At 68.6% G+C, this 22,804-nt stretch carries 22 protein-coding genes and 1 pseudogene; 9 read left to right on the forward strand and 14 right to left on the reverse strand.

Annotated features, from left to right (window positions below):
• Positions 1-26 precede the first annotated feature (26 nt).
• The 3 genes from ACLJRM_RS12985 to ACLJRM_RS12995 all read left to right on the forward strand — a co-directional run bounded on the left by ACLJRM_RS12985 (position 27) and on the right by ACLJRM_RS12995 (position 2,592).
• A complete protein-coding gene (locus ACLJRM_RS12985) occupies positions 27-731 on the forward strand; it encodes a response regulator transcription factor (protein WP_101612406.1) in 705 nt (234 codons plus the stop codon).
• A gap of 1 nt (position 732) precedes the next feature.
• Positions 733-2,016: an ATP-binding protein gene (locus ACLJRM_RS12990; RefSeq protein WP_101612407.1), complete on the forward strand. Its 1,284-nt coding sequence runs from the start codon at positions 733-735 to the stop codon at positions 2,014-2,016.
• A 63-nt stretch (positions 2,017-2,079) separates the two neighbouring features.
• Positions 2,080-2,592, forward strand: a complete 513-nt coding sequence (locus tag ACLJRM_RS12995; protein ID WP_174720510.1) for a hypothetical protein — start codon at positions 2,080-2,082, stop codon at positions 2,590-2,592.
• Here the strand turns inward: ACLJRM_RS12995 and ACLJRM_RS13000 are convergent.
• From ACLJRM_RS13000 to ACLJRM_RS13035, 8 genes are all read right to left on the reverse strand, one after another.
• Positions 2,570-2,983 carry a hypothetical protein gene (locus tag ACLJRM_RS13000; RefSeq protein WP_101612409.1) on the reverse strand — a complete coding sequence of 138 codons (414 nt, stop codon included), beginning with the start codon at positions 2,981-2,983 and terminating at the stop codon, positions 2,570-2,572. The two genes, ACLJRM_RS12995 and ACLJRM_RS13000, sit on opposite strands and share 23 nt — an antisense overlap.
• 4 nt (positions 2,984-2,987) lie before the next feature.
• Positions 2,988-3,620 carry a helix-turn-helix transcriptional regulator gene (locus tag ACLJRM_RS13005; protein WP_101612410.1) on the reverse strand — a complete coding sequence of 211 codons (633 nt, stop codon included), beginning with the start codon at positions 3,618-3,620 and terminating at the stop codon, positions 2,988-2,990.
• A 130-nt stretch (positions 3,621-3,750) separates the two neighbouring features.
• Positions 3,751-4,398 (reverse strand): response regulator, encoded by a 648-nt coding sequence (locus ACLJRM_RS13010; protein WP_101612411.1) that lies wholly within the window; start codon positions 4,396-4,398, stop codon positions 3,751-3,753.
• 350 nt (positions 4,399-4,748) lie between these two features.
• Positions 4,749-5,585 carry an NAD(P)H-binding protein gene (locus ACLJRM_RS13015; RefSeq protein WP_410663083.1) on the reverse strand — a complete coding sequence of 279 codons (837 nt, stop codon included), beginning with the start codon at positions 5,583-5,585 and terminating at the stop codon, positions 4,749-4,751.
• A gap of 11 nt (positions 5,586-5,596) precedes the next feature.
• The gene (locus ACLJRM_RS13020; protein ID WP_410663084.1) at positions 5,597-6,955 is read right to left on the reverse strand and encodes an MDR family MFS transporter; all 1,359 of its coding nucleotides are present in this window, start codon (positions 6,953-6,955) and stop codon (positions 5,597-5,599) included.
• A 235-nt stretch (positions 6,956-7,190) separates the two neighbouring features.
• Entirely contained in the window at positions 7,191-7,730 is a 540-nt protein-coding gene (locus ACLJRM_RS13025; protein WP_101612414.1) for a GtrA family protein, read from the reverse strand.
• A 238-nt stretch (positions 7,731-7,968) separates the two neighbouring features.
• On the reverse strand, positions 7,969-8,469 hold the full coding sequence (locus ACLJRM_RS13030) for a GtrA family protein (protein ID WP_101612415.1): 501 nt from the start codon (positions 8,467-8,469) through the stop codon (positions 7,969-7,971).
• Between the two features lie 10 nt (positions 8,470-8,479).
• Entirely contained in the window at positions 8,480-10,792 is a 2,313-nt protein-coding gene (locus ACLJRM_RS13035) for a sigma-70 family RNA polymerase sigma factor (RefSeq protein ID WP_410663085.1), read from the reverse strand.
• A 256-nt stretch (positions 10,793-11,048) separates the two neighbouring features.
• Between ACLJRM_RS13035 and ACLJRM_RS13040 the strand changes: the two genes are divergently transcribed.
• From ACLJRM_RS13040 to purE, 5 genes are all read left to right on the forward strand, one after another.
• Positions 11,049-11,921: a GGDEF domain-containing protein gene (locus tag ACLJRM_RS13040; RefSeq protein WP_101612417.1), complete on the forward strand. Its 873-nt coding sequence runs from the start codon at positions 11,049-11,051 to the stop codon at positions 11,919-11,921.
• An 81-nt stretch (positions 11,922-12,002) separates the two neighbouring features.
• Complete coding sequence (locus ACLJRM_RS13045) at positions 12,003-13,385, forward strand: glycosyltransferase 87 family protein (RefSeq protein ID WP_101612418.1); 1,383 nt, start codon at positions 12,003-12,005, stop codon at positions 13,383-13,385.
• On the forward strand, positions 13,360-14,565 hold the full coding sequence (locus tag ACLJRM_RS13050; protein ID WP_410663187.1) for a glycosyltransferase 87 family protein: 1,206 nt from the start codon (positions 13,360-13,362) through the stop codon (positions 14,563-14,565). Before ACLJRM_RS13045 ends, ACLJRM_RS13050 begins: the two co-directional genes overlap by 26 nt.
• A 13-nt stretch (positions 14,566-14,578) precedes the next feature.
• Positions 14,579-15,763: a 5-(carboxyamino)imidazole ribonucleotide synthase gene (locus tag ACLJRM_RS13055; protein WP_101612419.1), complete on the forward strand. Its 1,185-nt coding sequence runs from the start codon at positions 14,579-14,581 to the stop codon at positions 15,761-15,763.
• 11 nt (positions 15,764-15,774) lie between these two features.
• Positions 15,775-16,272 carry a 5-(carboxyamino)imidazole ribonucleotide mutase gene (purE, locus tag ACLJRM_RS13060; protein ID WP_020633596.1) on the forward strand — a complete coding sequence of 166 codons (498 nt, stop codon included), beginning with the start codon at positions 15,775-15,777 and terminating at the stop codon, positions 16,270-16,272.
• Between the two features lie 17 nt (positions 16,273-16,289).
• Here purE and ACLJRM_RS13065 read toward each other — a convergent pair whose 3' ends face one another.
• Positions 16,290-17,939, reverse strand: a complete 1,650-nt coding sequence (locus ACLJRM_RS13065) for a class I adenylate-forming enzyme family protein (RefSeq protein ID WP_410663086.1) — start codon at positions 17,937-17,939, stop codon at positions 16,290-16,292.
• Between the two features lie 104 nt (positions 17,940-18,043).
• Here ACLJRM_RS13065 and ACLJRM_RS13070 point away from each other — a divergent pair, with 104 nt between their 5' ends.
• The gene (locus ACLJRM_RS13070; protein WP_020633598.1) at positions 18,044-19,216 is read left to right on the forward strand and encodes an acyl-CoA dehydrogenase family protein; all 1,173 of its coding nucleotides are present in this window, start codon (positions 18,044-18,046) and stop codon (positions 19,214-19,216) included.
• A gap of 87 nt (positions 19,217-19,303) precedes the next feature.
• On the opposite strand, the gene ACLJRM_RS13075 is transcribed toward ACLJRM_RS13070, so the two are convergent.
• The 5 genes and pseudogenes from ACLJRM_RS13075 to ACLJRM_RS13095 form a co-directional block, all read right to left on the reverse strand.
• The gene (locus ACLJRM_RS13075) at positions 19,304-19,783 is read right to left on the reverse strand and encodes an AMED_5909 family protein (protein ID WP_410663087.1); all 480 of its coding nucleotides are present in this window, start codon (positions 19,781-19,783) and stop codon (positions 19,304-19,306) included.
• A gap of 303 nt (positions 19,784-20,086) precedes the next feature.
• Positions 20,087-20,548: a hypothetical protein gene (locus ACLJRM_RS13080; RefSeq protein ID WP_410663088.1), complete on the reverse strand. Its 462-nt coding sequence runs from the start codon at positions 20,546-20,548 to the stop codon at positions 20,087-20,089.
• A 22-nt stretch (positions 20,549-20,570) separates the two neighbouring features.
• The gene (locus ACLJRM_RS13085; protein ID WP_125798323.1) at positions 20,571-20,867 is read right to left on the reverse strand and encodes a hypothetical protein; all 297 of its coding nucleotides are present in this window, start codon (positions 20,865-20,867) and stop codon (positions 20,571-20,573) included.
• A gap of 105 nt (positions 20,868-20,972) precedes the next feature.
• Positions 20,973-21,533, reverse strand: coding sequence for a flavoprotein (locus ACLJRM_RS13090; RefSeq protein WP_410663089.1), 561 nt, complete (start codon positions 21,531-21,533; stop codon positions 20,973-20,975).
• A 5-nt stretch (positions 21,534-21,538) separates the two neighbouring features.
• A pseudogene (locus ACLJRM_RS13095) lies at positions 21,539-22,777 on the reverse strand (helix-turn-helix domain-containing protein).
• Between the last annotated feature and the right edge of the window lie 27 nt (positions 22,778-22,804).

The following is a 22,804-nucleotide window of genomic DNA, read 5'->3' on the forward strand; positions in this document are numbered from 1 at the left end:
GCAGTCGTAGAGTTGGCCAGGTGAGCATGGTGCTACTCGCCGAGGACGACCCGGCCATCGCCGATCCCCTTTCGCGCGCGCTTCAGCGGGAGGGGTATGAGGTGCGTGTCGTCGGTGACGGCCCGGCCGCGCTCGACGCGACCGAAAGCGATCGCGTCGATCTCCTGGTCCTCGATCTCGGGCTGCCCGGGATGGACGGCCTCGAGGTGTGCCGCCGCCTGCGCGCCAGCGGTACCGAGGTGCCGGTGCTGATGCTCACCGCGCGCACGGACGAGGTCGACTTCGTGGTCGGGCTCGACGCCGGCGCCGACGACTACGTCGCCAAACCGTTCCGGCTCGCCGAACTGCTGGCCCGGATCCGGGCGCTGCTGCGACGGCGGGCGCCCGAGGTGCTCGAAGCCGGGGGAGTGCGGATGGACCTCGGCGCCCGGATGGTCACCGTCGACCTGCACGAGGTGCAGCTGGCGAACAAGGAGTTCGAGCTCCTGCGGGTGCTGATGAACCGCGCGGGCCAGGTGGTCAGCCGCGACGAAATCCTCGCCGAGGTGTGGAACGACCTCGAATCGAAGACTTCGAAGACCCTCGACATGCACATGTCGTGGCTGCGCCGGAAGCTCGCCATCGCCGCCGACGAAGCGGCGGGCAGGGCGGGCAAACCCGGCGGGAACGGCGACGGCGAACGGCGCATCGCGACGGTCCGCGGCGTCGGCTTCCGCTTCAACTCGGAATAGCATGCGCCGTCGCATCCTCCTGGCGATCCTGCTCGCCGTCGCGGTCACCGCGGCGGTGCTGGGCATCCCGCTCGGGATCACCGCCTGGCAGCTGGTCGAGAACCTCAACCGCGAGAACCTGGCTTCTTCGGCACGCGGGATCGCGGCGACGCTGGACAACGAGATCGCCGTCGGCCAGCCGATCAACCTCGACCTGCTCCGGGTGGGCGTGCCACAGGGCGGGCTGCTGACCGTCCGCGCGCAGGGGCAGATCGAGAAGCGGTATGGCTCCGACCCCGGTCCCGACGTGGTGTCCGAGCGGGCGCCGATCGCGTTGCACGGCGAGGTCGAGCTGTCCATTCCCGCCGGGCCGATGCGCACCCGCCAGACCCAGGTGACGCTGCTCGTGGTGCTGCTGGTCGTGCTGTCGGTGGGCACCGGCACCGTGGTCGCGACCGTGACCGCGCGACGGCTCGCGAAACCGCTGAGACATGTCGCCGACCGCGCGGTCAAACTCGGCGGCGGCGATTTCCGGCCGGATCCGAAGCGCTACGGCGTCGGCGAGCTCGACATGGTCGCCGAGGCGCTCGACGCGTCCGGTTCGGCGCTGGCGCAACTCGTCCAGCGAGAACGTCAGCTGGTGGGCGACGTCTCCCACCAGCTGCGGAGCCGGTTGACCGCGTTGCAGCTGCGGCTCGAACCGCTCACCGTCCACCCCGATCAGGACGTCGTCGACGAGGCGAAGGCCGCGCAGGAACAGGCGGACCGGCTGGCGGAGGCGCTCGACGAGCTGCTGGCCGCCGCGCGGGCGGCGCGCGAGGTCGGCGCGGAACCGGTCAACCTGCCGGAAGTGCTTCCCGCGGTTTCCGAGGAATGGCGACAGCTGCTTCGCGCCGAAGGAAGGCATCTGCGGCTTCGCGTCACCGACGGGCTGAGGGTGCGGGCGACGCCGGGCCGGTTGCGCGAGGTCGTCAACGTCCTGCTCGACAACGCCCTGCGCCACGGCGCGGGAACCGTCACGCTGGCCGCGCGGCGCGGTGACACGGACGGCACCGTGGTCATCGAGGTCGCCGACACCGGGTCGGGGGTGCCCGACGAGCTGGCGCCGCACATCTTCGAACGCGGGTTCTCCGGCGGCGGGTCGACCGGTGTCGGGCTGGCCCTCGCCCGTGCGCTCATCGAGGCCGACGGCGGACGGCTGGAGCTGTCGAGCAAGCAGCCCGCGGTGTTCAGCCTCTTCCTGAAGGTCCCTCGCCCGGGCGATGTGGCCGAAGTGCGCTGGCCCGCCGAACGGGTCCCTCGCTAAGACCTCCCCAAGGACCACCCGTTCGGGCAATGCCGCGGAAGCGCGCCGACTTACCGTCGGAGGGTGCATGCGACGGCGTTCCGGTACCGCCCACCGGTGAGTCCGGTCGCCGCGGCGACCGTGGAGATCGGCAAGGTGGCGATTTCCCTGCGGTTGTCCTTCGACGGCGACCTGTTCGCGTGCCGCCGTCCGCCCGGGGTGGTGGAACGGATGGAGGCCGAGGCCCTGGACCTGCTTTCGAAGGGCCTGTTCGTCAGCGGGATCGACACCCCGGTCGCGGCCGTCTCCGGCGCGGCGGGGCACCGGTTCGTCCAGGATTCCGTCGTGTTCCAGCCCCCGGACCGCTGGATCTACCGGGGCAGGTGCGTGGTCGGCGCGGGCAAGAACGGGCTGACCTTGACCGGCGTGCTCGGCTACCGCCTCGAAGTCTGTGCCGGGTGGGCCCGGCGGGCCGGTGACTGCGGGCCGCCGGCGACGGCGTCCGAATGGTGCGAGTTCTTCGGCGGGCAGCTGGCCTCCATCGGAGGAGTGGTCCTGCGGCGGGCCTCGGTGCTCAGTCTCGGTACTCCGCCGTGACCGTGACGACGAACGCCGCCCGCGCGGGCAGGCCGAGGCTGACCCACAGCCCGGTCGGATCGGTCTTCCCGAGCGCCAGCGGAAAGGGCTGCTCGTCGACCATCAGGAACTCGGTCCGGATCAAGGCGCGCAGCGATCGGTCGAGCAGGGTGTGCTCGTCGCGGACCTTGTCCGCCCGCGCGGTGACCAGATACGACAGCTCGCACCGCTTCGCCCGCACGGCACCGGTTCCCGGGCCGGTGCCGTGCAGGGCGAAAAGGAACAGATCGACGCTCGACACCTGCGTCTCCGTCTGCCAGGTGGGTTTCGGCGGATCCAACCGGACCACCGTCCCCTCCGGCAGATGAGGTGCGATGAGCAGGCACAAGGCTTCGTCGACCTGGCTGATCACGGTGTCAGATCAATCCCTCACGCAGCGCGTAAGCCACCGCGTGCGACCGGTTCCGGAGCTGGAACCGGTTGGTCACGTCGTGCAGGATGCTCTTCACCGTGCGCTGCGAGTAGCAGAGCTGATCGGCGATCTCCTGCGTCGAAAACCCCGACGCGACCAGCTTGAGCACCTCGGTTTCCCGGCTGCTCATGCCACCGAACTGCAGGCCACGCGGCTGCAGGACCTGACGTTGCAACCGGGAGACCCGGTGCAGGAGCCTGCCGAGCAGATCGGGCGGAAGCGCGCCCTCCCCGGCCGCGGCCGCCTTGATCAGCCGGACCAGGACGTCGGCGCCCGCCTCCGAGCGGCGGGCGACCGCGCAGACGCCGTGCTCGATGGCGCTCAGGATTTCGTTGTCGTCGACTTCACCCGCGATGAGCACGATGCGGGTGAACCCCTGGTGGTGCAGCGCGGACAGCAGTTGCGTCATCGCCTCGTCGAGGCGGTCGGTGACCAGGAGGGCCACCATCGTCGGGTCGGCCGCCTCCCCGTCCACCAGCCAGACGTCGTCACGGGAGCGGAGCGTCATGCAGACGCCGTTGTGCAGGATCGGATCGGTGGCACGGACGACCACCGGTGTCCTGTTCGGTTCGAACATGTGATTCCCATTCCCCTCGAACGGTGCGAGGGCCCCACCCCCCGCACTGCTCACCCTGCCGGGTGAGGTGTCCCGGGCGCATGGGACTCCGGTCCCGACATTGCCCGAAAAGCCGCCCTAAATGAGGTTTTCAACGGCCGAGGCCCGCTTCACGGGCCAGGACGATCGCTTCGGCGCGGTCCGCGACGTGAAGTTTGCTGAAGACGTTGGAAATATGATTCCGCACGGTTTTCGGGCTGAGACAGAGAGTGCTGGCGATGGCGGTGTTGCTGTGGCCGCCGGCGATGAGCGAAAGGACCTCTCGTTCGCGGACGGTCAGTTCCGGGAACACCGTGTCCGGACTCGGCTGAGAGTGATTGAAGAAGCCGAGAACGCGCGTCGCGATATCGGGCCCGAAGATCGCTTCGCGCCTTGCGACCGCGTGAACGGCACGGATGATTTCGTCGGGTTCCGCGTCTTTGAGCAGATATCCGCGGGCTCCGGCACGCATCGCGGAGAAAACCGATTCGCTTTCGTCCGCCATCGTCAGCATGAGCACGCCAACGCCGGGCCGTTCGGCGACGATGTGCCGGGTCGCTTCGGCGCCGCTGACGTCGGGCAAATGCAGATCCATGACCACGACGTCGGGCCCGAGGGCACTCGCCGCGCTGATCGCGTGCGCGCCGCTCGCGGCCTCGCCGACGACGTCGATCTCCGGTTCGTTGGAGAGAAGTGTGCACACCCCGAACCGGAACAGCGGATGGTCGTCGACCACGAGCACGCGAAGGCGTTCGTTCATACGGGCTCCCCCTGTCTCCCCGCGCGGCACGTTAGCGAGAGGGCCGGTCGCGGACAACGCGTGGTCCGGACAGCGGACCGGCGAGAATTAAACGCCCGATGAGTGTCGCGTATCGCGGGGATCCGCCCAAGTCATTAACCCTTTCGGCCCAGCCGGGGTAGCAAGGGACCTTTGCTCACGTTCGTTAGCACGCTAACCAACGTGAGCAAAGGTCCCTTGCTATCACTTCTCTTAGTATTGAGAGAGGCGCAAGTCCTTGAGGGACCCAGAGTCCCTCAAGGAGTCCCTCGCGGACCGCGGATCACCCCGACTCAGGCGTGAGCAAAGGTCCCTTGCTTTCTTTCCGCAGGTCAGGCGAACGCGGCGGCGTGCTCGCGGGCCCAGTCGGCGAACGTCAGCGGCGCCCGGCCGAGGAGTTCGCGGACGGTGCCGAACACGATCTCCTCGTTCCCGGCGGACTGCCGCTTGAGCTCGAAGAGCCCGTCGACCGCCGAAGCGGGCCAGCCGTACCCGAGCATCCGGGCACGAGAGTCGGCTTCGGGCTCTTCGGCGTAAGTCAGCTGTCGGCCGAGGGCCTCGCCCAGGATCTCGACCTGTCGCCGGGTCGTGAGGGCTTCGCCGCCGGTGATCGGATACGTCTTGCCCGCGTGCCCGTCGGTGGTCAGCACGGTCGCGGCGACCTCGGCGATGTCGCGGACGTGCACCAGAGCGGACGCCGGATCGCCTTCGGTGACGCGGATGACGCCGTCCCCGCGCACGGCGTGCAGCCAGGCGAACCGGTTGTCCATGAACGTGCCCGGGCGCAGGATCGTCCAGTCCGGCCCGGCCTCGCGCACGGCCTGTTCGGCCGCGGTGTGCACGAGGGAGATCGGATCGGTCTGTCCGAAATGGACTCCGGTGGTGGAGAGCTTGACGACGTGCGCGACATCGGTGGCCGCTTCGAGCACCGCTCGTTCCTGTGCGAGCGGGTCCGAGCCGTGCCCGGAGGTCAGGACGAAGACGCGATCGACACCGTCGAGCAGCGCGGGATCGAAAGCGTCGAGATCGCCGGTGACGACTTCGGCACGCGGATCGATCCGGGCGCGGGCGGGGTCGCGCGTCAGGGCACGCACGTGGGCGCCCTTGTCCAGCAGCGAGGGAACGAGTTCGCGGCCGATTTTACCGGTGGAACCGAGAACGAGGATCATCGAAGAACTCCTTAGTGGTTGCGGCGCAAGGGAACGCGCGGCAGGAAGAGGGAAGCGGCGAGGCCGATCACGAGGGCGGGGACCATCGTCCAGAACACCCCGTTGAGCGCGGAGGCGTAACCACCGGGACTGTCGGCACCGAACGAACTCGTGAACACCGCGCCGAAAACGGTCAGCCCGGCCGTGGTGCCGAGGGAACGCAGGAAGCCGACGGTCGCCGAAACGGCGCCGAGATCGGTCCGGGCGACGTTCTGCTGGGCCGCCATGGAAAGCACCTGCATGTTGAGCCCGGCCGCCGCGCCGAACACGACGAGATAGGCGACGACGAGTGGCAAGGGCGTCGTTTCGTCCATTGTGGACATCGCGAGGGCGGCGGCGAGACCGAGTGTCATGCTGAGGATCGGTGCCCAGCGGTAGGCGCCGGTCTTGGCGATGATCCGGCCCGCGACCATCGACGACGCGGCGACGGCGAGCGTCATCGGCAGCAGGAGGAGACCGGCTTCCGAAGGCCCGGCGCCGCCCGCGGTCTGCAGGAAGAGCGCCAGGTAATTGACCGAACCCAGGAAGACGAACCCGGCCGCGGCACTGGCCAGCACGCTCAGGCTGAACATCCTGGCGCGGAACAGCCGGAGCGGGATGACCGGTTCGGCCGCCCGGCGTTCGATGACCAGGAAGGCGACGAGCAGTACCACGCCGATCGACGCGGAAAGCGGCGTCGCCAGGGTCAGGCCGATGATCGCGCCGGACAGGACGACGATGCCCGCGAAGTCGAACGGCGCGGCCGTCCGGCGGCGTTCGAGCCGCAGGAAGCGGGCGGCGACGACGAGCGCGACCAGCCCGATCGGCACGTTGACCACGAAGATCGATCGCCAGCCCGCGAGGTCGGTCAGCACGCCGCCGACGACAGGGCCCGCCAACGAAGACCCGGCGAAGCAGATCGAGAACCAGGCGAAGTAGCGCGCGCCTTCGCGGCCCGGGAACAGTTCGCCGATGATCGCGGCGACCGCGACGAACAGCCCGCCGGAGCCGATGCCCTGCAGGACACGGGCGGCGATCAGCAGTGGCATCGACGGCGCGAGCGCGCAGGCGAGGGAGCCGAGGACGAACAGCGCGATCGCGACGAGAACGACGCGCTTGCGGCCGAAGAGGTCGCCGAGTTTTCCGTAGACGGGCGCGCTGACGCTGCCCGCCAGCAGGTACGCGGTGGTGACCCAGGCGAACGACGTGGCGCCGCCGAGTTCGCCGACCATGCGCGGCAGTGCGGTCGCGACGACCTGGGCGTCGAGCATCGCCAGGAAAACGGCGGCGAAGAGCCCGACGAGGGCAAGGGTGTTTCGGGCACGCGGAGGCGCACCGAGAGCGGTACTCAAGAAAAGGATCCGTTCACTGGAAGAAACGAGGGAACGCGAAGGACACGGAGGGCCACTCCGGTCCCCGCCAAGACGGGAAAAGGCTCAACCGTCATCCGAACCGGATGCGGTCCTCTTCGCGCTTGGCGATCACCTCGGATTCGTCCCGCTCGACCGTACGAACCCGGCCGGCGTCATCAGTGAAGGAACGTTGACATGGATGACTCTAAACAATCACATGTCTTTTGACAAGTACTTAGCGGAGGGGTACGACGTCGTCGTCCGGCTCGTCGCTGTCCCGGCGGCGTTTGCCCAGCTCGTCCGGGAAGACCCACTTCTTGAAACCCCAGAAGCGGAAGAACATCGCCAGGAGCATGCCGATGATCGACCCGCTCGTGAAGTCCGCGAACTCCTGGACGAACCGTGTCACATGGGGCACTTCGAGGTCGAAGATGTACCGCGACGTGTAGAGCGGGATCAGGTTGACCACCACGGCGATGCCGCTGATCACGAAGAAGAGCGCCGCCTCGTGATGCCGCTCGCGCCCGCCGCGGGTCCGGAAGGACCATTCACGGTTGAGGATGTAGGACACGATCGTCGCCACGATGATCGCGATCGCCTTCGCCGTGGTCGGCTTCGACTCCAGCACGCTGAGCTTCAGCAGGTACCAGACGCCGTTGTCGACCAGGAACGTCGTGCCACCGACAATTCCGAATTTCAACAGCTCCCGGTGCTTGATCAGCACGGATCGGAGCGGCTCGGGCGTCCGGGAAAGGACGGATTCGACCACGGTCACCAGGTCAGTCTAATTCGCGCGGGCCACCGAACGGGCTGGCAGGGGCTTGGACAGAGCGTTATAGGACCCTTTGGGCGATTCCGGGCGCAGCCATGACCTCGTGAGTGGTAGGGACGGTTAGTACCAAAGGGGTCTTAGGTACCTGCTGCTTGTGGCTGGAGTTGGTCGCAGGTCCGTGAAGGCCTCCTTGCCTACTCTGAAGGTAGTGAAGGAGGCCTTCACGGACTGCGGGGGCGGGTCAGGCGGCAGATTCGTCGGGGATGTCCGAAGCGTCTCGCCCGTCGCCCCGCAGCAGCCGCGGCCGCGCGTCGGCCTGCGGGAAGACCCACTTCTTGAACGACCACCAGCGGAACACCGTGCCGAGCAGTGTCCCGATGATCGCGCCGCTGACGAAGTCGGCGATTTCCTGTGTCAGCAGTCCGACGTGCGGCTGTTCCAGCTGGAGCACGTACCGCGAAACCAGCTGTGGAATCGCGTTGAGGCCGAGCGCGACCGCGCTGAGCAGGAAGAAAAGTGCCGCTTCGTGAGCGCGCTCACGACCGCCGCGGGTGCGAAAGGACCATTCACGGTTCGCGACATACGAGAAAACGGTCGCGACCAGCACGCCGATCATCAGCGCGGTCACCGGTTTGTCGGTCAGCACGGTGAATTTCAGCCCGTAGGTGATCGTCATCGTGATGACGAAACTGGCGCCCCCGACCACGGCGAACCGCAGCAGCTCCCGGTGCCTCCCCAGCATGCGGCCAACGCTACTGGAAGATGCGGTCGATGATCCCGTTGGGCTCGGTGGTCGGCTTCGTCTTGCCTGGCCGCGGCGGCGCGCTCGTGGTCGCGGCGGGCGGAGCGGGTTCTTTCTTCGCCGGCTCTGAAGGCGTTGCGGACGGCGAAGGCTTCTTCGACGGAGAAGGCCACCCAGGCCGGCCCGGCTTCGTCGTCTCCGAAGTGGCCGGAGGCTTCGAGGTGACCGAAGGCAGCGAAGGCATCGACGGCGGCGTGGTCGGCGGAAGCAGCGCGGAGTCGTCACACCAGTGGTGCCAGCAGCCGAAGTAGACCTCCACCGGCTTCGCCTTCGCGACACCGAGGGTGGCGTTCACCGTCACCGGCAGGTTGTCCGCCGGACGGCCCTTCAGCCGGACCCACAGGCTCACCTGACGCCCAGGAGTCAGAGAGCCGCGCGAAGTGCACGACGCGCCTTCGCCGGTCGGGCTGCACGGGATGCCGTGCACGCTCCATGAGCTGAGCACGCGGTGGTCGAGCGTGATCGTCACCGGCTTCGTCGTCTTGCCCGTGTTCTTCACGCGGACCAGCACGAGCGGGTTGCGGTTCCACGGGAACGCCGACAGCCCGTCGCTCTCGGCCCGCAGGACGAGGTCGTCCGGCGGCGGCTTCACGGTCACCTTCACCACGACCGACACCTTGATCTGGGCGCCCGCCGTCACCGAACCGGTCACCATGCTGCCGGGTTCGGCCGTTTCGTCGGCACGCAGCCGGAACGTCAGCACCGCGGCCTGTCCCGGTTCGAGACCGGTGCCGGTCCTGCAGGTCACCGTTCCGGTGCCGCCGGGGCAGTTCACCGCGATCGGCGCCGGTCCGGCCTGCTGCCGGACGCCCGCCGCGCCACCGCCACCGGCGGGGACGGCCGTCACACCCTTCGGCAGGTTCAGCGAGATCGCGACGGGTTCGGACTTCGATCCACCGTCGTTGCGCACGGTGATCGGCAGGTTGGTGTCTTCACCCGGCTCGAGTTGGACACCGCCGGTCGGGGTCGACGCCGTCATCACCGGAGGTGACGGGATCACCGGCGAGGGCGGTGGCGGTTCGGAGGGCGAAGGCGCCGGAACGGAAGGCGTCGGCTGGGTCGGCGGCGGCTGCTCCTGAGCGGGCGGAACCGGCTGGGGTTGAGGCTCCGGTTGCGGCTGAGGCTGCGGCTGAGGTTGCGGTTGTGGCTGGGGTTGCGGGACCCCGGGCGGCACGGGCTTGATGGGAGCGGGTGCCACGGCGGGCGGCGGGACCGCCGCGGCCGCCGGGATCTCCTGGGTGCCGCCACCGGCGGCGAGCGCCACCGCGACGGCGGCGACGATGGCCGCGCTCGATCCGGCCACCGTGGCGAACTGGCGCGGTCCGGCCGCGGCGGCGCCTGCCGCTCCGCCCGAACCCGAGCCCGAGGTCGAACCAGCGGCACCGGCCGCGCCCGCCGAAGCCGAAGCCGTGGTGGCGGCCGTCGCGGCCGCGGTGACCGCGCCCGCCTTGCCCGCCCCGGCCGTGGCCAGGTAACCGAGAGCCGCGCCACCGAGCACGATCGGCGCGATGATCCCGCGCAGACCGCCGTTGATGTCGGCCAGTTCCGCGGCCAGCGCGCGGCACTTTTCGCATTCGTCCAGGTGGTTCTCCACCTGGGCCCGCTCGCGTTTGGACAAGCCGTCGCGGGTCCACGCGCCGAGTTTGTCCGCGCTCGCGCGGCAGCGTTCGCCGGAGTTCTCGGCCAAGTGGACCTGGAGATACGCCTGCCGCAGGCCCTCACGGGCCCGGTACGCGAGCGCGGAGACACCGTTCGCGGTCAGTCCCAGCAGCGGCGCGACCTCGGCGGGGCTCTGCCCTTCGATCTCGGTGTGCCACAGCACCGCCTGCCACCGCTCGGGCAGCCGCGTGAACGCCTTCGCGGCGAGCGTGCGCTCGAGCCCGGCGACGGCGGTGTCGGAAAAGGGGACGGTCAGCGCTTCGCCGACGGCACCGCCGACGTCGGACATGTCCTCGTTCAGGTCGACGCGCTTTTCTTTGCGCGTCTTGTCGTAGGCGGTGTGCCGCAGCGCGGTCAGCAGATAGGCGCGGAACGCCGCATCGGGGCCTTTACCGCCGCGCAGCGTGTCCAGCACTTTCGCGAAGGCTTCCGAAACGAGGTCGTCCGCTTCGGAACTGGAGCGGGCGAGCTGGCGGGCGAGATTGTGCGCCGCGCCGGCGTGCCGCTCGTAAAGCGTTCCGTAAGACGCGATCTTCCCGTCACGCACCTCGGCGATCAGCTCGGCGTCACTCTTACCGGTGAGATCGGCGGGAACGGTGGACACGGGACTCCTTCATCTGCTGGTTCGGCGGGTCTACTGACTTAAACGCCCGAACACGCTCAGTGTGACGGACTGGGCGACGCACGTCACCTCGCGGCCCCGCCGATGACCCGGAGAGCCCAACACCTTCACCCGCCCTGGGTTACTGAAGAGTTCGGAAAGATCCTTGAAAAACGCCGTCACGCACGACGTGAACCGGCGTCCCCACCGTGAAGCGATCGCAAGATCGAAAAGATCGGGACGGAAGGGGCGGTGGGCAGTGGACGTACCGGCGACCGGTGCGCCGTCCGGGGGACCCGACGGGCAAGCCGCCTGGAACCGGTTCGAGCGGGATCGTTCTCTCCGCGCCCTGCGGGCTCGCTGGCGGACCGCCAGCCTGGCCGCCGGCTGGCGTTTCCCGAGTGACTGGGGCCTCCCCGAGGTCGACGCCGTCTGCGCGGCGGTGATCAAGAACGGCCGGGCCGTCACCGCCGAAGTGGCGGAAACCGCTCTCGCGGGACTGGGCAGGGCACGCGCCGCCGCGGGTGCCGGGCTGGCCGAAACGCTCGCGGACCTCGCGGCGCTGCACGCCGTGCTCGCCGACCCGGACGCGGTGGACGGTTTCATCGCACCGGACGTCGACTCGACGCCGTCCCGGCTACTCCGGGTGACGGCGCTGGCGTGGGCGGACGTCGCGACCGATCAGCTCGTGAACACCGAAGTCACCGAACCGCTCACCGGCTTGCCCACCGCCGCGTACCTGAGGACCCGGTTGAGCGAGCTGTACCGCCAGGCCCGCCGCGACGAGCGGCCGGTCGCGGAGGCACACACCCTGCTCGTGGTCTCGATGGACTTCAGCTCGGTCGCGGGCTGGCCCCGGCTGACCGGGATGATCCTGGTCGCGGACGCGCTGAAGCAGGTGTTCGACGGCGGCGAGAGCGTCGCTTCGCTCGGGCCGTCCGTCGCGGGCGTGCTGGTGCCGAAGGACGTGAGGCTCGCTTCGTCCGGAGTCGCGCTGCGAAGGGCGCTCAACGAGCGGCTTTCGGTGGACGCCCAGCTGCGGGACACCGGCCGCCCGCAGATTTCGGCGGTCCGGCTTCCGGCGACCTACGACCAGGCGTGCGATCTCCTCACCGGTCTCGCGCGGTCCTGAGCAGGGTTAGCGCAGGACGTTCTCCAGGTCACGGGCGACCCACTCGACGTGCGACGACCCGGTTCATGATTTCCTGTTTGCGTGACCCGGACTGTTCCCGCCGACGCGAACGGCGACGTTTCGGCGAAACGACCACAGCATCGTCTCTCGTTGCGCAGGTCGCTCGCCCGCTTGTCCGTCCGGCCGAGATCGATCTTGATCCTGTCGGTGATCCCGCTGGTCGCGATCGGTTTCGGCATCTGGGGATGGCAGCACGAATGGGTGCTGGGCGTGGACAGCGCGGTGTATCGCGCCGGTGCCGAGACACTGCTCAACGGTGATCCGCTGTACGACGCCAACACACTTCCGGTGGAGCCGTGGTGGGCGCTGTTGCCGTTCACCTATCCGCCGACGGCCGCCTTGCTCTTCATCCCGCTCGCCGTGGTCCCGACGCAGGTCGCCTGGGGGCTCCTGACCGCGGTCTCGCTGCTCGCACTGGCGCTGTGCGTCCGGATCGCCATCGGCGCGCTGCCGAAGCCCTCGACCGACGGCCCCCGCTGGTGGGCCTCGCCCGCCCGGTCGACCATCGCGTTCTTCCTGGTGTTCCTCGGCCTCGAGCCGGTGTGGCGCACGATCTTCCTCGGCCAGATCAACATCATCCTGATGGCGCTGGTGATGCTCGACATCCTGGTCATCGGGGCGAGGGGTAGCCGCTGGGGCGGGGTGCTCGTCGGCGTCGCGGCCGCGGTCAAGCTCACCCCGATCGTCTTCCTGGGGCATCTGTTCATCACCGGCCGCCGGATGGACGCCGTCCGCGGGCTCATCACGTTCATCGTGATGCAGGGCCTGATGTTCCTGATCATCCCGCACGACGCGGCCCGGTACTGGACCTACACGCTGCCCGACACCGGCCGGATCGGCCCGGTGCACTGGGCGGGCAACCAATCACTGAACGCGCTGATGAACCGCTTCACCGAACTCGCGCCCTGGGCGTCGAAGGCGGCGATGGGGATCGGCGCGCTGCTCGCGATCCCCGCGATCTGGCTGGTGTTGCGCTTCCACCGCAAGGGCCAGGCGCTCGCGGCGATGCTGGTGACGGCGTTCTGGATCCTGCTGATCTCGCCGATCTCCTGGACCCACCACTGGGTGTGGGTGGCGCCGCTGGTCGTCCTGCTGGTCTCGCGCCTGCCGAAGACCACGCCCGCCACGGCGTGGAAACGCTGGCTCGGCACCTTCGGGGTGTTCTTCGTCTTCATCAGTTGCGTACTGCTGATCTTGCCCAACGGCCGCAATGTCGAGCTGCACTGGAAGGTGTGGCAGAACATCCTCGGCAGCGCGTACATCTTCATGCCGCTGGTGCTGGCGCTCGCGCTGGCCGGGCGCTGGTGGTACCTGCGCCGGAAGCGGGGCGCGGGGAACGACGCCGTGGGGGACGACGCTGTGGGGGATGGCGACAAGCATGCTGAAGTCGCGTCCGGCGGCTGAGCCTCGGGTCGTCGGGGCCGCGCTGGCGGGCGCGCTCGCACTGGCGATGCTGGGGCTGGGCATCGTGGCCTGGCTCGGCGAATGGCATCTCGGCGCGGACAGCGCCGTCTACCGCGCCGGTGCCCTCACCCTGCTGAAGGGTGAACCGCTCTACACCCGCGAGGCGCTGACGACGCTGCCGCCGTGGGTGCTGCTGCCGTTCACCTACACCCCGGCCGCCGCGCCGCTGTTCCTGCCGCTCGCGATCGTCCCGGCCGGGCTGACCTGGGGCGTGGTCGGCGCGCTCTCGCTGGTCTGCCTGAGCGTCGTGATCTCCGTGGTCGCCCGCGCTTGCGGCGCGCCCCTCACCCGGTGGTGGGTCCTGCCGCTGGCCACGGCCGGCGCGCTGGCGCTGGAGCCGGTCTGGAAGACGATCTTCCTCGGGCAGATCAATCTCATCCTGATGGCGTTGATCGTCCTCGACGTGCTGGTGCTTTCGGCGCGCGGTTCGCGCTGGGCCGGGGTGCTGATCGGCGTTTCGGCCGCGATCAAGCTGACGCCGCTGATCTTCGTGCCGCATCTGCTGTTCACCGGCCGCTGGAAGGACGCGTTGCGGGCGCTGGGCACGTTCGTCGCGCTCGAAGCCGTGATGTTCGCGGTGATCCCCGGCGACGCCGTCCGGTTCTGGACCGAATCGGCGACCGATCCCAGCCGGGTCGGCTCCGTGCACTGGATCTTCAACCAGTCACTCAACGGGCTGGTGAACCGCGCTTCGGAACTCGCGCCGTGGTCGCTGACGGTGGCCATCGCGATCGCCGCGGTCTTGGCCGTCCCCGCCGTCTGGCTGGTCGTGCGCCTGCACCGCCGCGGCGACCCGGTCGGCGCGCTGCTGGTGACCGCGTTCTACGGGCTGCTGCTCTCGCCGGTGTCCTGGTCACACCACTGGGTGTGGACGGTGCCGCTGCTCGTCCTGCTCGTCGTCCGCCGGGCGTGGGTTCCGGCCGCGGGCGTCGCGGTGCTGTTCGCGAGCGGCTTGATCATGTTCGTGCCCAACGGCGGGGAGATCGAGTTCGGCTGGGGGCTGGGCTGGTCGCTGCTCGGCAACGTCTACGTCCTCACGGCTGCGATCGCCATCACAGGCCTGGCCGTGCGTGAGCTGCGGCGCGGGTCCGCCCAGGTCGCGGCTGTGGCGGCCAAGTAATCTCTCCGTCGTTATGGACAAACGAACCGGTCTTCCGATCGTGGGCATGGTGGGCGGCGGACAGCTGGCCAGGATGACCCACCAGGCGGCGATCTCCCTCGGCCAGTCCCTGCGCGTGCTGGCCGCCGGGGAGAACGAATCCGCCGGCCTCGTCGCGGGCGAGGTCGTGCACGGTCACCACACCGACCTCGAAGCGCTGCGCTCGTTCGCCGCCGGGGTCGACGTGCTGACCTTCGACCACGAGCACGTTCCCGGCGAGCACCTGCTGACGCTCGCGATGGAAGGCGTCACCATCCGGCCCGATCCGGCCGCGTTGTCGATGGCGCAGAACAAGCTCATCATGCGCGAGATGATGGCCGGACTCGAGATCCCCGGCCCCGAGTTCGCCGAAGTGTCCGCTGTGGACGACGTGATCACCTTCGGGGACAAGCACTCCTGGCCGGTGGTGCTCAAGGCGGCGCAGGGCGGTTACGACGGCCGCGGCGTCTGGATGCTCGACACCGCGCAGCAGGCGCGCGAAACCGTCCCCGAACTCCTCGACGCCGGAACCCCCTTGCTGGTCGAGGAAAAGGTCGTCATGCGGCGCGAACTGTCCGCGCTGGTGGCCCGGTCCCCGTTCGGACAGGGCGCGGCGTGGCCGGTGGTGGAGACCGTGCAGTCCGGCGGGATCAACACCGAGGTGCTCGCCCCGGCGCCGGGGCTCAGCGTCGCGCGCACGCAGGAGGCGCAGGACCTCGCGCTGCGGATCGCCGCGACGCTGAACGTGACCGGGCTGCTCGCCGTCGAGTTGTTCGAGACCGACGAGGGCCTGCTGGTCAACGAACTCGCCATGCGCCCGCACAACTCGGGACACTGGACGCAGGACGGCTCGCGGACTTCGCAGTTCGAGCAGCATCTCCGTGCCGTGCTCGACTACCCGCTCGGGATGACCGATCTGGTCGCTCCGGCCTGCGTGATGGCGAACGTCCTCGGCGCCCCCGAGACGCCCGAGATGGGCCCGGACGAGCGCCTGCACCACCTGTTCGCGCGGTACCCGGACATCCGCGTTCACCTGTACGGCAAGGGAGAACGTCCCGGCCGCAAACTCGGCCACGTCAACTTCGTCGGCGAACGCATGGAGGAGCTGCGCGACCGCGCGCTGCTGTCCGCGCATTGGCTTTCCCACGCCGTCTGGCTCGACGGCTACGAGATCCACTAGGAGTAATGAGTATGTCGCCGCAGGTTGGCCTGATCATGGGCAGCGACTCGGACTGGCCGACGATGGAAGCGGCCGGGCAGGCGCTGGCCGAGTTCGGCATCGAGTACGAGGTCGGCGTCTACTCGGCGCACCGCACCCCGCAGCGGATGCTCGACTACGCGACGTCGGCCGCTTCGCGCGGCGTGCGCGTGATCATCGCGGGTGCCGGGGGTGCCGCGCATCTGCCGGGCATGGTCGCTTCGGCGACGGTGCTGCCGGTGATCGGGGTGCCGGTGCCGCTGAAGTACCTCGACGGCATGGACTCGCTGCTCTCGATCGTGCAGATGCCCGCCGGGGTCCCGGTCGCGACGGTTTCCGTCGGCGGGGCACGGAACGCGGGCCTGCTCGCGGTCCGCATCCTCGCCGCGTCCGACGAGGGGCTGCAGGCGAAGATGGCGCGGTTCCAGGCGGACCTCGAGCAGCTGGTGCTCGACAAGGACGCGGCCCTGCGCAAACGCGTCGAAGGCTGACCGCGTTTCGCTTGGCGTCAGTCGGCGAGTTGCTTCCGCAGCTCTCGTTTGAGCACCTTCCCGGCGGCCGAAACCGGGATCTGGTCGACGAAATGGATCGCACGCAGCCGTTTGTAGGGCAGGACGCGGGCGCCGACGGCCTCCAGGAGCTGCTCCGCGGTGACGTTCTCGTCGTCGCGGACCACGAACGCGACCGGCAGCTCGCCGACCTCGGTGTCCGGCTTCCCGACGACGGCCGCCGCGGAGACACCGGGCAGGGTGATCAGCAGCTCCTCCAGCTCGCGCGGGAAGACGTTGTATCCCTTGTAGAGCAGCATGTCCTTCTTGCGGTCCACAATGGACAGGTAGCCGTCCTCGTCGAGGATGCCGATGTCGCCGGTGTGCAGCCAGCCATCGACGAGCGCGGCCTCGGTCTCCTCGGGGCGGTTGAGATAGCCGGCCATCACCTGCGGGCCACGCAGGCACACCTCGCCGCGTTCCCCGGCGGGCAAGGGATCCTCGCCGCCTTCGGCCGGGACGATCTTGATCTCGGTGTCGGGGATGGGCAGGCCGACCGAGCCGACCTTGCGGACGGCGGAGCGATACGACGGCGCGATGACGGCACCCATGGTGACCTCGGTGAGGCCGTAGCCCTCGATGACGAGCACGCCGGGGAAGCGGTTCTGCAGAGCGCGGATCATCTCGTGGTTCATCGGCGCCGCCCCGGAACCGATGGTCAGTACCGAAGACAGGTCGGCTGTGTGAAACTCGGGGCAGGCGAGCAACGCGGCGAACAGCGCTGGCGCGCCACCGATGGTGGTGACCCGCAGCATCTCGGCGTCGGCCACGTACGCGGCCGGGTCGAAGCGGTCGTGCAGGACGATGGTGCCGCCGTCGAGCAGCGGGACGTTGAGCGCGGCGATGGTGCCCATGGCGTGGAACCACGGTGTCAGGTTGAGCGCGATGCCGGTGCCGATCCGGGACGGCCACTCGTCCGGACCGCCGAGCTGCTCGACGATCACCTCGCCCGAGTCGTCGACAGCGGGGATCGCGCCCAGCCGCCAGCAGGAACTCTGCAGGCTGTTGACCACGACGTTCCGGTGCGGCAGGCGGACACCCTTCGAGCGTCCGGTGGTGCCGCCCGTGTACGCCAGATGGGCGAGATCGCGGTAGATGTCGATCTCCACGTCCGGTCGCTCGTCGGAGTGACCGGAGTGGAACGCCGTGAACTCGACCTCTCCCTGGCCCAGGGCTTCGGGCGGGTGAACGACGATGCTCAGCCGGACCGAGGTCCGATCACGGACCGAAGCGAGCACCCGCGCGACCGGACCGACGGTGACGGCGGCGACCGCCCCGGCGTCGGCCAGCTGGAAGGCGAGATCCTCGGGCGGGAGCAGGGGGTTCGCCGGGCTGAAGGTGGCCCCTGCGAGCAGCGTCCCGTAGTACGCGACCGGGTACGCCAGGCAGTTCGGCAGGTGGAGTGCGACGACGTCGCCCCGTCCGATGCCCTCGGCACGCAGGGCGTTCGCGAACCGGCAGGCCGCGCTGTACGTCTCGGCGAAGGTGAGGCTCCGCTCTCCGTGGGCGAAGGCCGTGCGGGCGCCCCAGCGGGCAGCGGCGCCTGCCAGCACCGAGCCGACCGGGACCTCGGGGTAGTCGAGCGACCGGGGGAACGGGGTGAGCTGCATCACTCGAACGTACGGACTTTGCGGTCAAAGACACAAGCGCTCGCGATGTCGCACAATGTGAACGAGCGCTAACATCGGTCGAACTCTCATTCGCGTTAGAAGAGGTGACAAAGGTGTCTGACGGCCCGGGTCTGTACCAGCTTGCCGAGGAGCACGAAGAGCTGCGGGCCGCGGTCCGTGCCTTGGCGGAAAAGGAAATCGAGCCGTACGCGGCCGAGGTCGACGAGGACGAGCGCTACCCGATCGAAGCGTACAACGCGCTGGTCAAGTCGGGTTTCAACGCCGTCCACATCGAAGAGGCCTACGACGGCCAGGGCGCGGACGCCATCGCCGCCTGCATCGTGATCGAAGAGGTCGCGCGTGTCGACGCGTCGGCGTCGCTGATCCCGGCGGTGAACAAGCTGGGCACCGTGCCGATCATCCTTTCGGCGTCGGAAGACCTCAAGAAACTGGTGCTGCCGTCGATCGCCTCGGGCGAGACCTCGGCGTCGTACGCGCTTTCGGAGCGCGAAGCCGGCTCGGACACCGCCTCGATGCGCACCCGCGCGAAGCTCGACGGCGACCACTGGGTGCTGAACGGCACCAAGTGCTGGATCACCAACGCGGGTGAATCCTCCTGGTACACCGTGATGGCCGTGACCGACCCCAACGCCGAGAAGAAGGCCAACGGCATCTCCGCGTTCGTCGTGCACAAGGACGACCCCGGCTTCACCGTCGGCTCGAAGGAGCGGAAGCTCGGCATCAAGGGTTCGCCGACCCGCGAGATCCACTTCGAGAACTGCACCATCCCGGCCGACCGCATCATCGGCGAGCCCGGCACCGGCCTGAAGACCGCGCTGCGCACCCTCGACCACACGCGCCCGACCATCGGCGCGCAGGCACTGGGCATCGCGCAGGGCGCCCTCGACGCGTCGATCGCGTACGTCAAGGAGCGCAAGCAGTTCGGCAAGTCGATCTCGGAGTTCCAGGGCGTCCAGTTCATGCTGGCCGACATGGGCATCAAGATCGAGGCCGCCCGGAACCTCGTCTACGCCTCCGCCGCGGCGACCGAACGTGGCGACAAGCGCGGCGGTTACATGGCCGCGGCGGCGAAGGCCTACGCGTCGGACATCGCGATGTCGGTGACGACGGACGCCGTGCAGCTCTTCGGTGGCGCGGGCTACACGCGCGACTTCCCGGTGGAGCGCATGATGCGCGACGCGAAGATCACGCAGATCTACGAAGGCACCAACCAGATCCAGCGCATGGTCATGGCACGCGCCCTGCTCAAGGGCTGATTTGATCTTGATCCGGTAGTTCGGGCGGCTCTGGCTGCTCATGATCAGGCCGTTTCCAGGCCGTCATGGGCACCAGGCCGCCCGATTCTAGCTGGTTGGCGACTTCTCCTTCTGGATATGCGAGGCCACCTCCTCGGCCTTCCGCTTCTCATAGTCGACCCAGTACTTGAGTTCGTGGTGGTGCGCACGGTCTACATCGGACACGGCTTGATATATGCGCGCGTTCTCCTTGTGGAACTTCAACCATGTCGACCGGTTGGATCCAGGCTTCGGCCGTCGTGTCGAGGCGACCAGGTGCGCGTCTTTGAGGGTTTGTGGCTCATTCCGGCCTGGTGTCGTCATTGCGCACCGCCGCGTGCTTGCCGAGAACACGGCCAGTTCGTCCGCGCTGTCGCGGATTTGGCGAAGGAGCCGGATGAACTCCGGCCACTCGGTGGGGTCGGAGGGAGGAAGGATCGCCAGGCTGTCCGGGTCGAGGTAGATCACCAGGGCGGGGTTCGCTGAACCATTGCCCTGCATTCCCGCGACCGCCTGTCGTCCTGGCTTCCACATCGCGTTGAACGCCACGGCCTTGTCCCTCCTCGCTGTGAGCGCGGATCTCCCATGACCGCGCGTTCTCCTCGAATCCCTCGGCCGCCGCTGTCACGGCCGCGAGCACCCACCACGGCAAATGGCCTTCTGTCAGGAGATCCCGCCAGGCAGATGCCACCGCGAGGGAAGCAACACCCACGTCGTGCGCCGCCAAGGGGTCGACGACCTGGGCGGTCTGTGCCCTTAAGGCGCTGTAGTGGCGGTAAGCCATCTCCCACGCCTGGACCAGATGCGGAGAAACCACGGCCACACCGTGGCTCCCCGGCACCCCGCCCGGCATCACGCAGCCTTGGGCGTTGACTCGGCAGCGCCCGAGGTCCGCGACGACTTCGACGCCCCACCCGAGGCCACAGCCTTGAAGCCGGTCGCGCGGAACATGTAGGACTGGTATTTGAACTCGCCTTGACCAGCCACCTTGGGCTCAGCCGTCAGGCCCTCCAGTGCGATCGGCCGCATACCCGGCAGCACCTCCGATGTGGTCGGCACCGGCTGCACATCGGCCAGCAACGTGATCTCGAACGACGCCCGCTTCGCCTTGACCTCGTCCGGGTCGGTCACCGTGACCTTCCACTGACGCTTGCCCGTCATCTCGTCGACTCGCTGCCGAGCCGGACGACCCGACGACCGGTTCTCTCGCGACTGGTACTCGTTGTCCGGCGACACCTCACCGACCATGACTAAGCCCTGCCCGAACGCCTCGTCGAACTCGATGGGGAACCGAAAACCCTTGTAGATAGCCATGTTTGCTCCTAGATGCGTGTGATCAGTCGTTTTTGCGCGTGACGGCGTCATCGGCAGCGTCAGACCACTGGTCGTGGAAGGAGGAGGAATGCGAGCGCGTGCGGTGCTGGGTTTCGCACCATTCGCTGAACTCGCTGGCAGCGGTCGCGAGACTCTGCGCGAACCGTGCGGTGTCCATCAGGCCGCCGATACGGGCGGGCACCTGGACGATGAAGGAGGTCTCTTCACTTCCGGCGACGAGCTGACGAACGCCAGGAGAGGGTGAAACCACCGCCGCGCCGTAGCCGACGAGGGGCTGAATCACCACGTGAATGCCCATGTGTGCTCTCCCGATGTCTCGGTCTCGGCGAGCCCGGTCGGGCGCGCTGGACACAGGAGACACCCAGTGAGCAGCCTCACCCCGGACAAACTGTCCGGGTAGGGACTAGTGAGGGAGAGGAACGGCCTCGTTCACCGCGGAAAGCACTGCCGACCAGGGCAGCTCACGGCCTGGAGCGCTCCGCGGTTCATGCAGCGGCCACACGTCGTCCCCGTACACCAGACGCACGCCAGCACGCCGCAACGCGTCGATGTGGGTTTCCCAGGACGGATGACGAGCGTGCGCGGCATTCACGCGCGGGAAGACGACGACCGGCAGGTTCAGGGTGCCGATGGCCTCGTTGACCTGCGTCAGAGCTTGATTGTCAGCGATGCCCATCGCGAGCTTGGCGACCATGTTCGCCGAGGCGGGCGCGACCAGGTAGCAGTCCGGGGCAGGATGCGGGCTGGATTCGGCCGGCATGCGGGACTCGACACGGACCGGGAACCCGGTGGCCTCCTCGATCTCGGCGCGGCCGCCGTTCTCGTCCAGCCAGCGCCCAGCCGTCGGGGTCAAGGTCACCGCGACCGTCCAGCCGTCCTCTTGGAGGGGCCGGATCACGCGCGGAAGAAGATCCTCAACACCACCAGCACCCGAGCCCACCAGGCCCAGAACACGCGACGCCACCCGACCTACCTCACCGCGCCGCAGCGCTCAGCCAACGCCAACAAGGGCGAGGACTTCTTACCAGCCGTCGCCGGGGCACGGCGATACATCGACCGCACGACCTCCCGCACCGCCGTACTGTGCCGGACGATCCCCGGCGCCTTCTGCTCAGCCGTCAGCAGCGCCGACAACGCCTCGTCATCCTTCGCGACCAGGCTCAACGCCCGCGCGAAGTCGATCAGATGCGTCACCTGGCGTTCGATGGGCAGGTGGTCGACGGTGATTCTCGGAGCGGACTCGATCACCTGCGAAATGTCGCCTAGGTCGAGAGCGGCGGACAGGCGGTGTAGCTCGACGTTGGCCGGGCCGAAGCCCGTTTGCCAGTGGTTGGCGTCCACGCCGAGCTGATCAGCCGCGCGACCTGCGTGAGACAGCAGCTCGTTCGCCGTCGACCGGTCCTGTTGCCGAGCAGCGGCGAGGCCGTCCGCAGGTAGAGCATCCCCTAGAGACTCAGCGCGGCCGGATCACCAGCGCGCATCCTCGGGACCAGCCACCTCGCGGCCACGTCGCCCAGCTCAAGCGCGTCATCGAACCGACCGACCGCCAGGAGCGCGTGAGTACCGGAACGGGCAGCCGAGGCCAGGACCAACGGGTCGTCTGCCTCGTCGGCGGCCTGCATAGCGCGTTCCGCCGCGATCCACGCGAGGTCGGCTTCACCGATCTTGCTCAACGTCGTCGCGGCCAGGTGGTGAACGCGGGCCGACACCGCAGCGCAGGCCCGCCGGTAGGCCGCGTCATCGGCCGAGGCGGACTCCATGCCCTGGCTGGTCTCGATCAGACCCGGCAGCGCGGCGACGACGCGGCCGAGGTCACCCTTCTGGTAGCTGGACCAGGCACCCTCGACCAGTTGAGCGACCGGGGCCGGGTCGATGTACTCCGGCGACATGGCCGAAGAGAACAGGGGGCGTGACAGGCGCCTCGGTGCCATCAGGGCGTCTCGGATGGCCGGGACGTCGTCGTTCTTGTCCTCGTCCTCCATCAGCACCGGTTCGCCGAGGAGGTCTCCCAGCGTCACCCGCAGGCCACGAGCCACGTCGGCCAGCACATCGAGGCGCCGGATCTCGCGTTCACCGCGCTCGATCTTGCTCAGCCAGTCCTCAGTCCCGACCCACCAAGTCAGCAAGAACCGCCTGCGACAGACCACGCCGCCTCCGGTAGAAGGCAATACGCTCCCCGATGCTGAGCTGATCACCCGCACCACGCATAAGTGCAGGATACCAGCAAGGCCTGAT

It is taken from the genome of Amycolatopsis sp. lyj-84 (genome assembly GCF_046549075.1).
Classification (GTDB): Bacteria; Actinomycetota; Actinomycetes; order Mycobacteriales; family Pseudonocardiaceae; genus Amycolatopsis.

Excerpts from the sequence above, each read along its gene's own strand:
- ACLJRM_RS12985 (WP_101612406.1), top strand. The coding sequence starts at position 27 with ATGGTGCTACTCGCCGAGGACGACCCGGCCATCGCCGATCCCCTTTCG.
- ACLJRM_RS12990 (WP_101612407.1), top strand. The coding sequence starts at position 733 with ATGCGCCGTCGCATCCTCCTGGCGATCCTGCTCGCCGTCGCGGTCACC.
- ACLJRM_RS13005 (WP_101612410.1), bottom strand. The coding sequence starts at position 3,620 with ATGTTCGAACCGAACAGGACACCGGTGGTCGTCCGTGCCACCGATCCG.
- ACLJRM_RS13010 (WP_101612411.1), bottom strand. The coding sequence starts at position 4,398 with ATGAACGAACGCCTTCGCGTGCTCGTGGTCGACGACCATCCGCTGTTC.
- ACLJRM_RS13015 (WP_410663083.1), bottom strand. The coding sequence starts at position 5,585 with ATGATCCTCGTTCTCGGTTCCACCGGTAAAATCGGCCGCGAACTCGTT.
- ACLJRM_RS13030 (WP_101612415.1), bottom strand. The coding sequence starts at position 8,469 with ATGCTGGGGAGGCACCGGGAGCTGCTGCGGTTCGCCGTGGTCGGGGGC.
- ACLJRM_RS13050 (WP_410663187.1), top strand. The coding sequence starts at position 13,360 with ATGCTGAAGTCGCGTCCGGCGGCTGAGCCTCGGGTCGTCGGGGCCGCG.
- ACLJRM_RS13055 (WP_101612419.1), top strand. The coding sequence starts at position 14,579 with ATGGACAAACGAACCGGTCTTCCGATCGTGGGCATGGTGGGCGGCGGA.
- purE (WP_020633596.1), top strand. The coding sequence starts at position 15,775 with ATGTCGCCGCAGGTTGGCCTGATCATGGGCAGCGACTCGGACTGGCCG.
- ACLJRM_RS13065 (WP_410663086.1), bottom strand. The coding sequence starts at position 17,939 with ATGCAGCTCACCCCGTTCCCCCGGTCGCTCGACTACCCCGAGGTCCCG.
- ACLJRM_RS13080 (WP_410663088.1), bottom strand. The coding sequence starts at position 20,548 with ATGGCTATCTACAAGGGTTTTCGGTTCCCCATCGAGTTCGACGAGGCG.
- ACLJRM_RS13085 (WP_125798323.1), bottom strand. The coding sequence starts at position 20,867 with ATGGGCATTCACGTGGTGATTCAGCCCCTCGTCGGCTACGGCGCGGCG.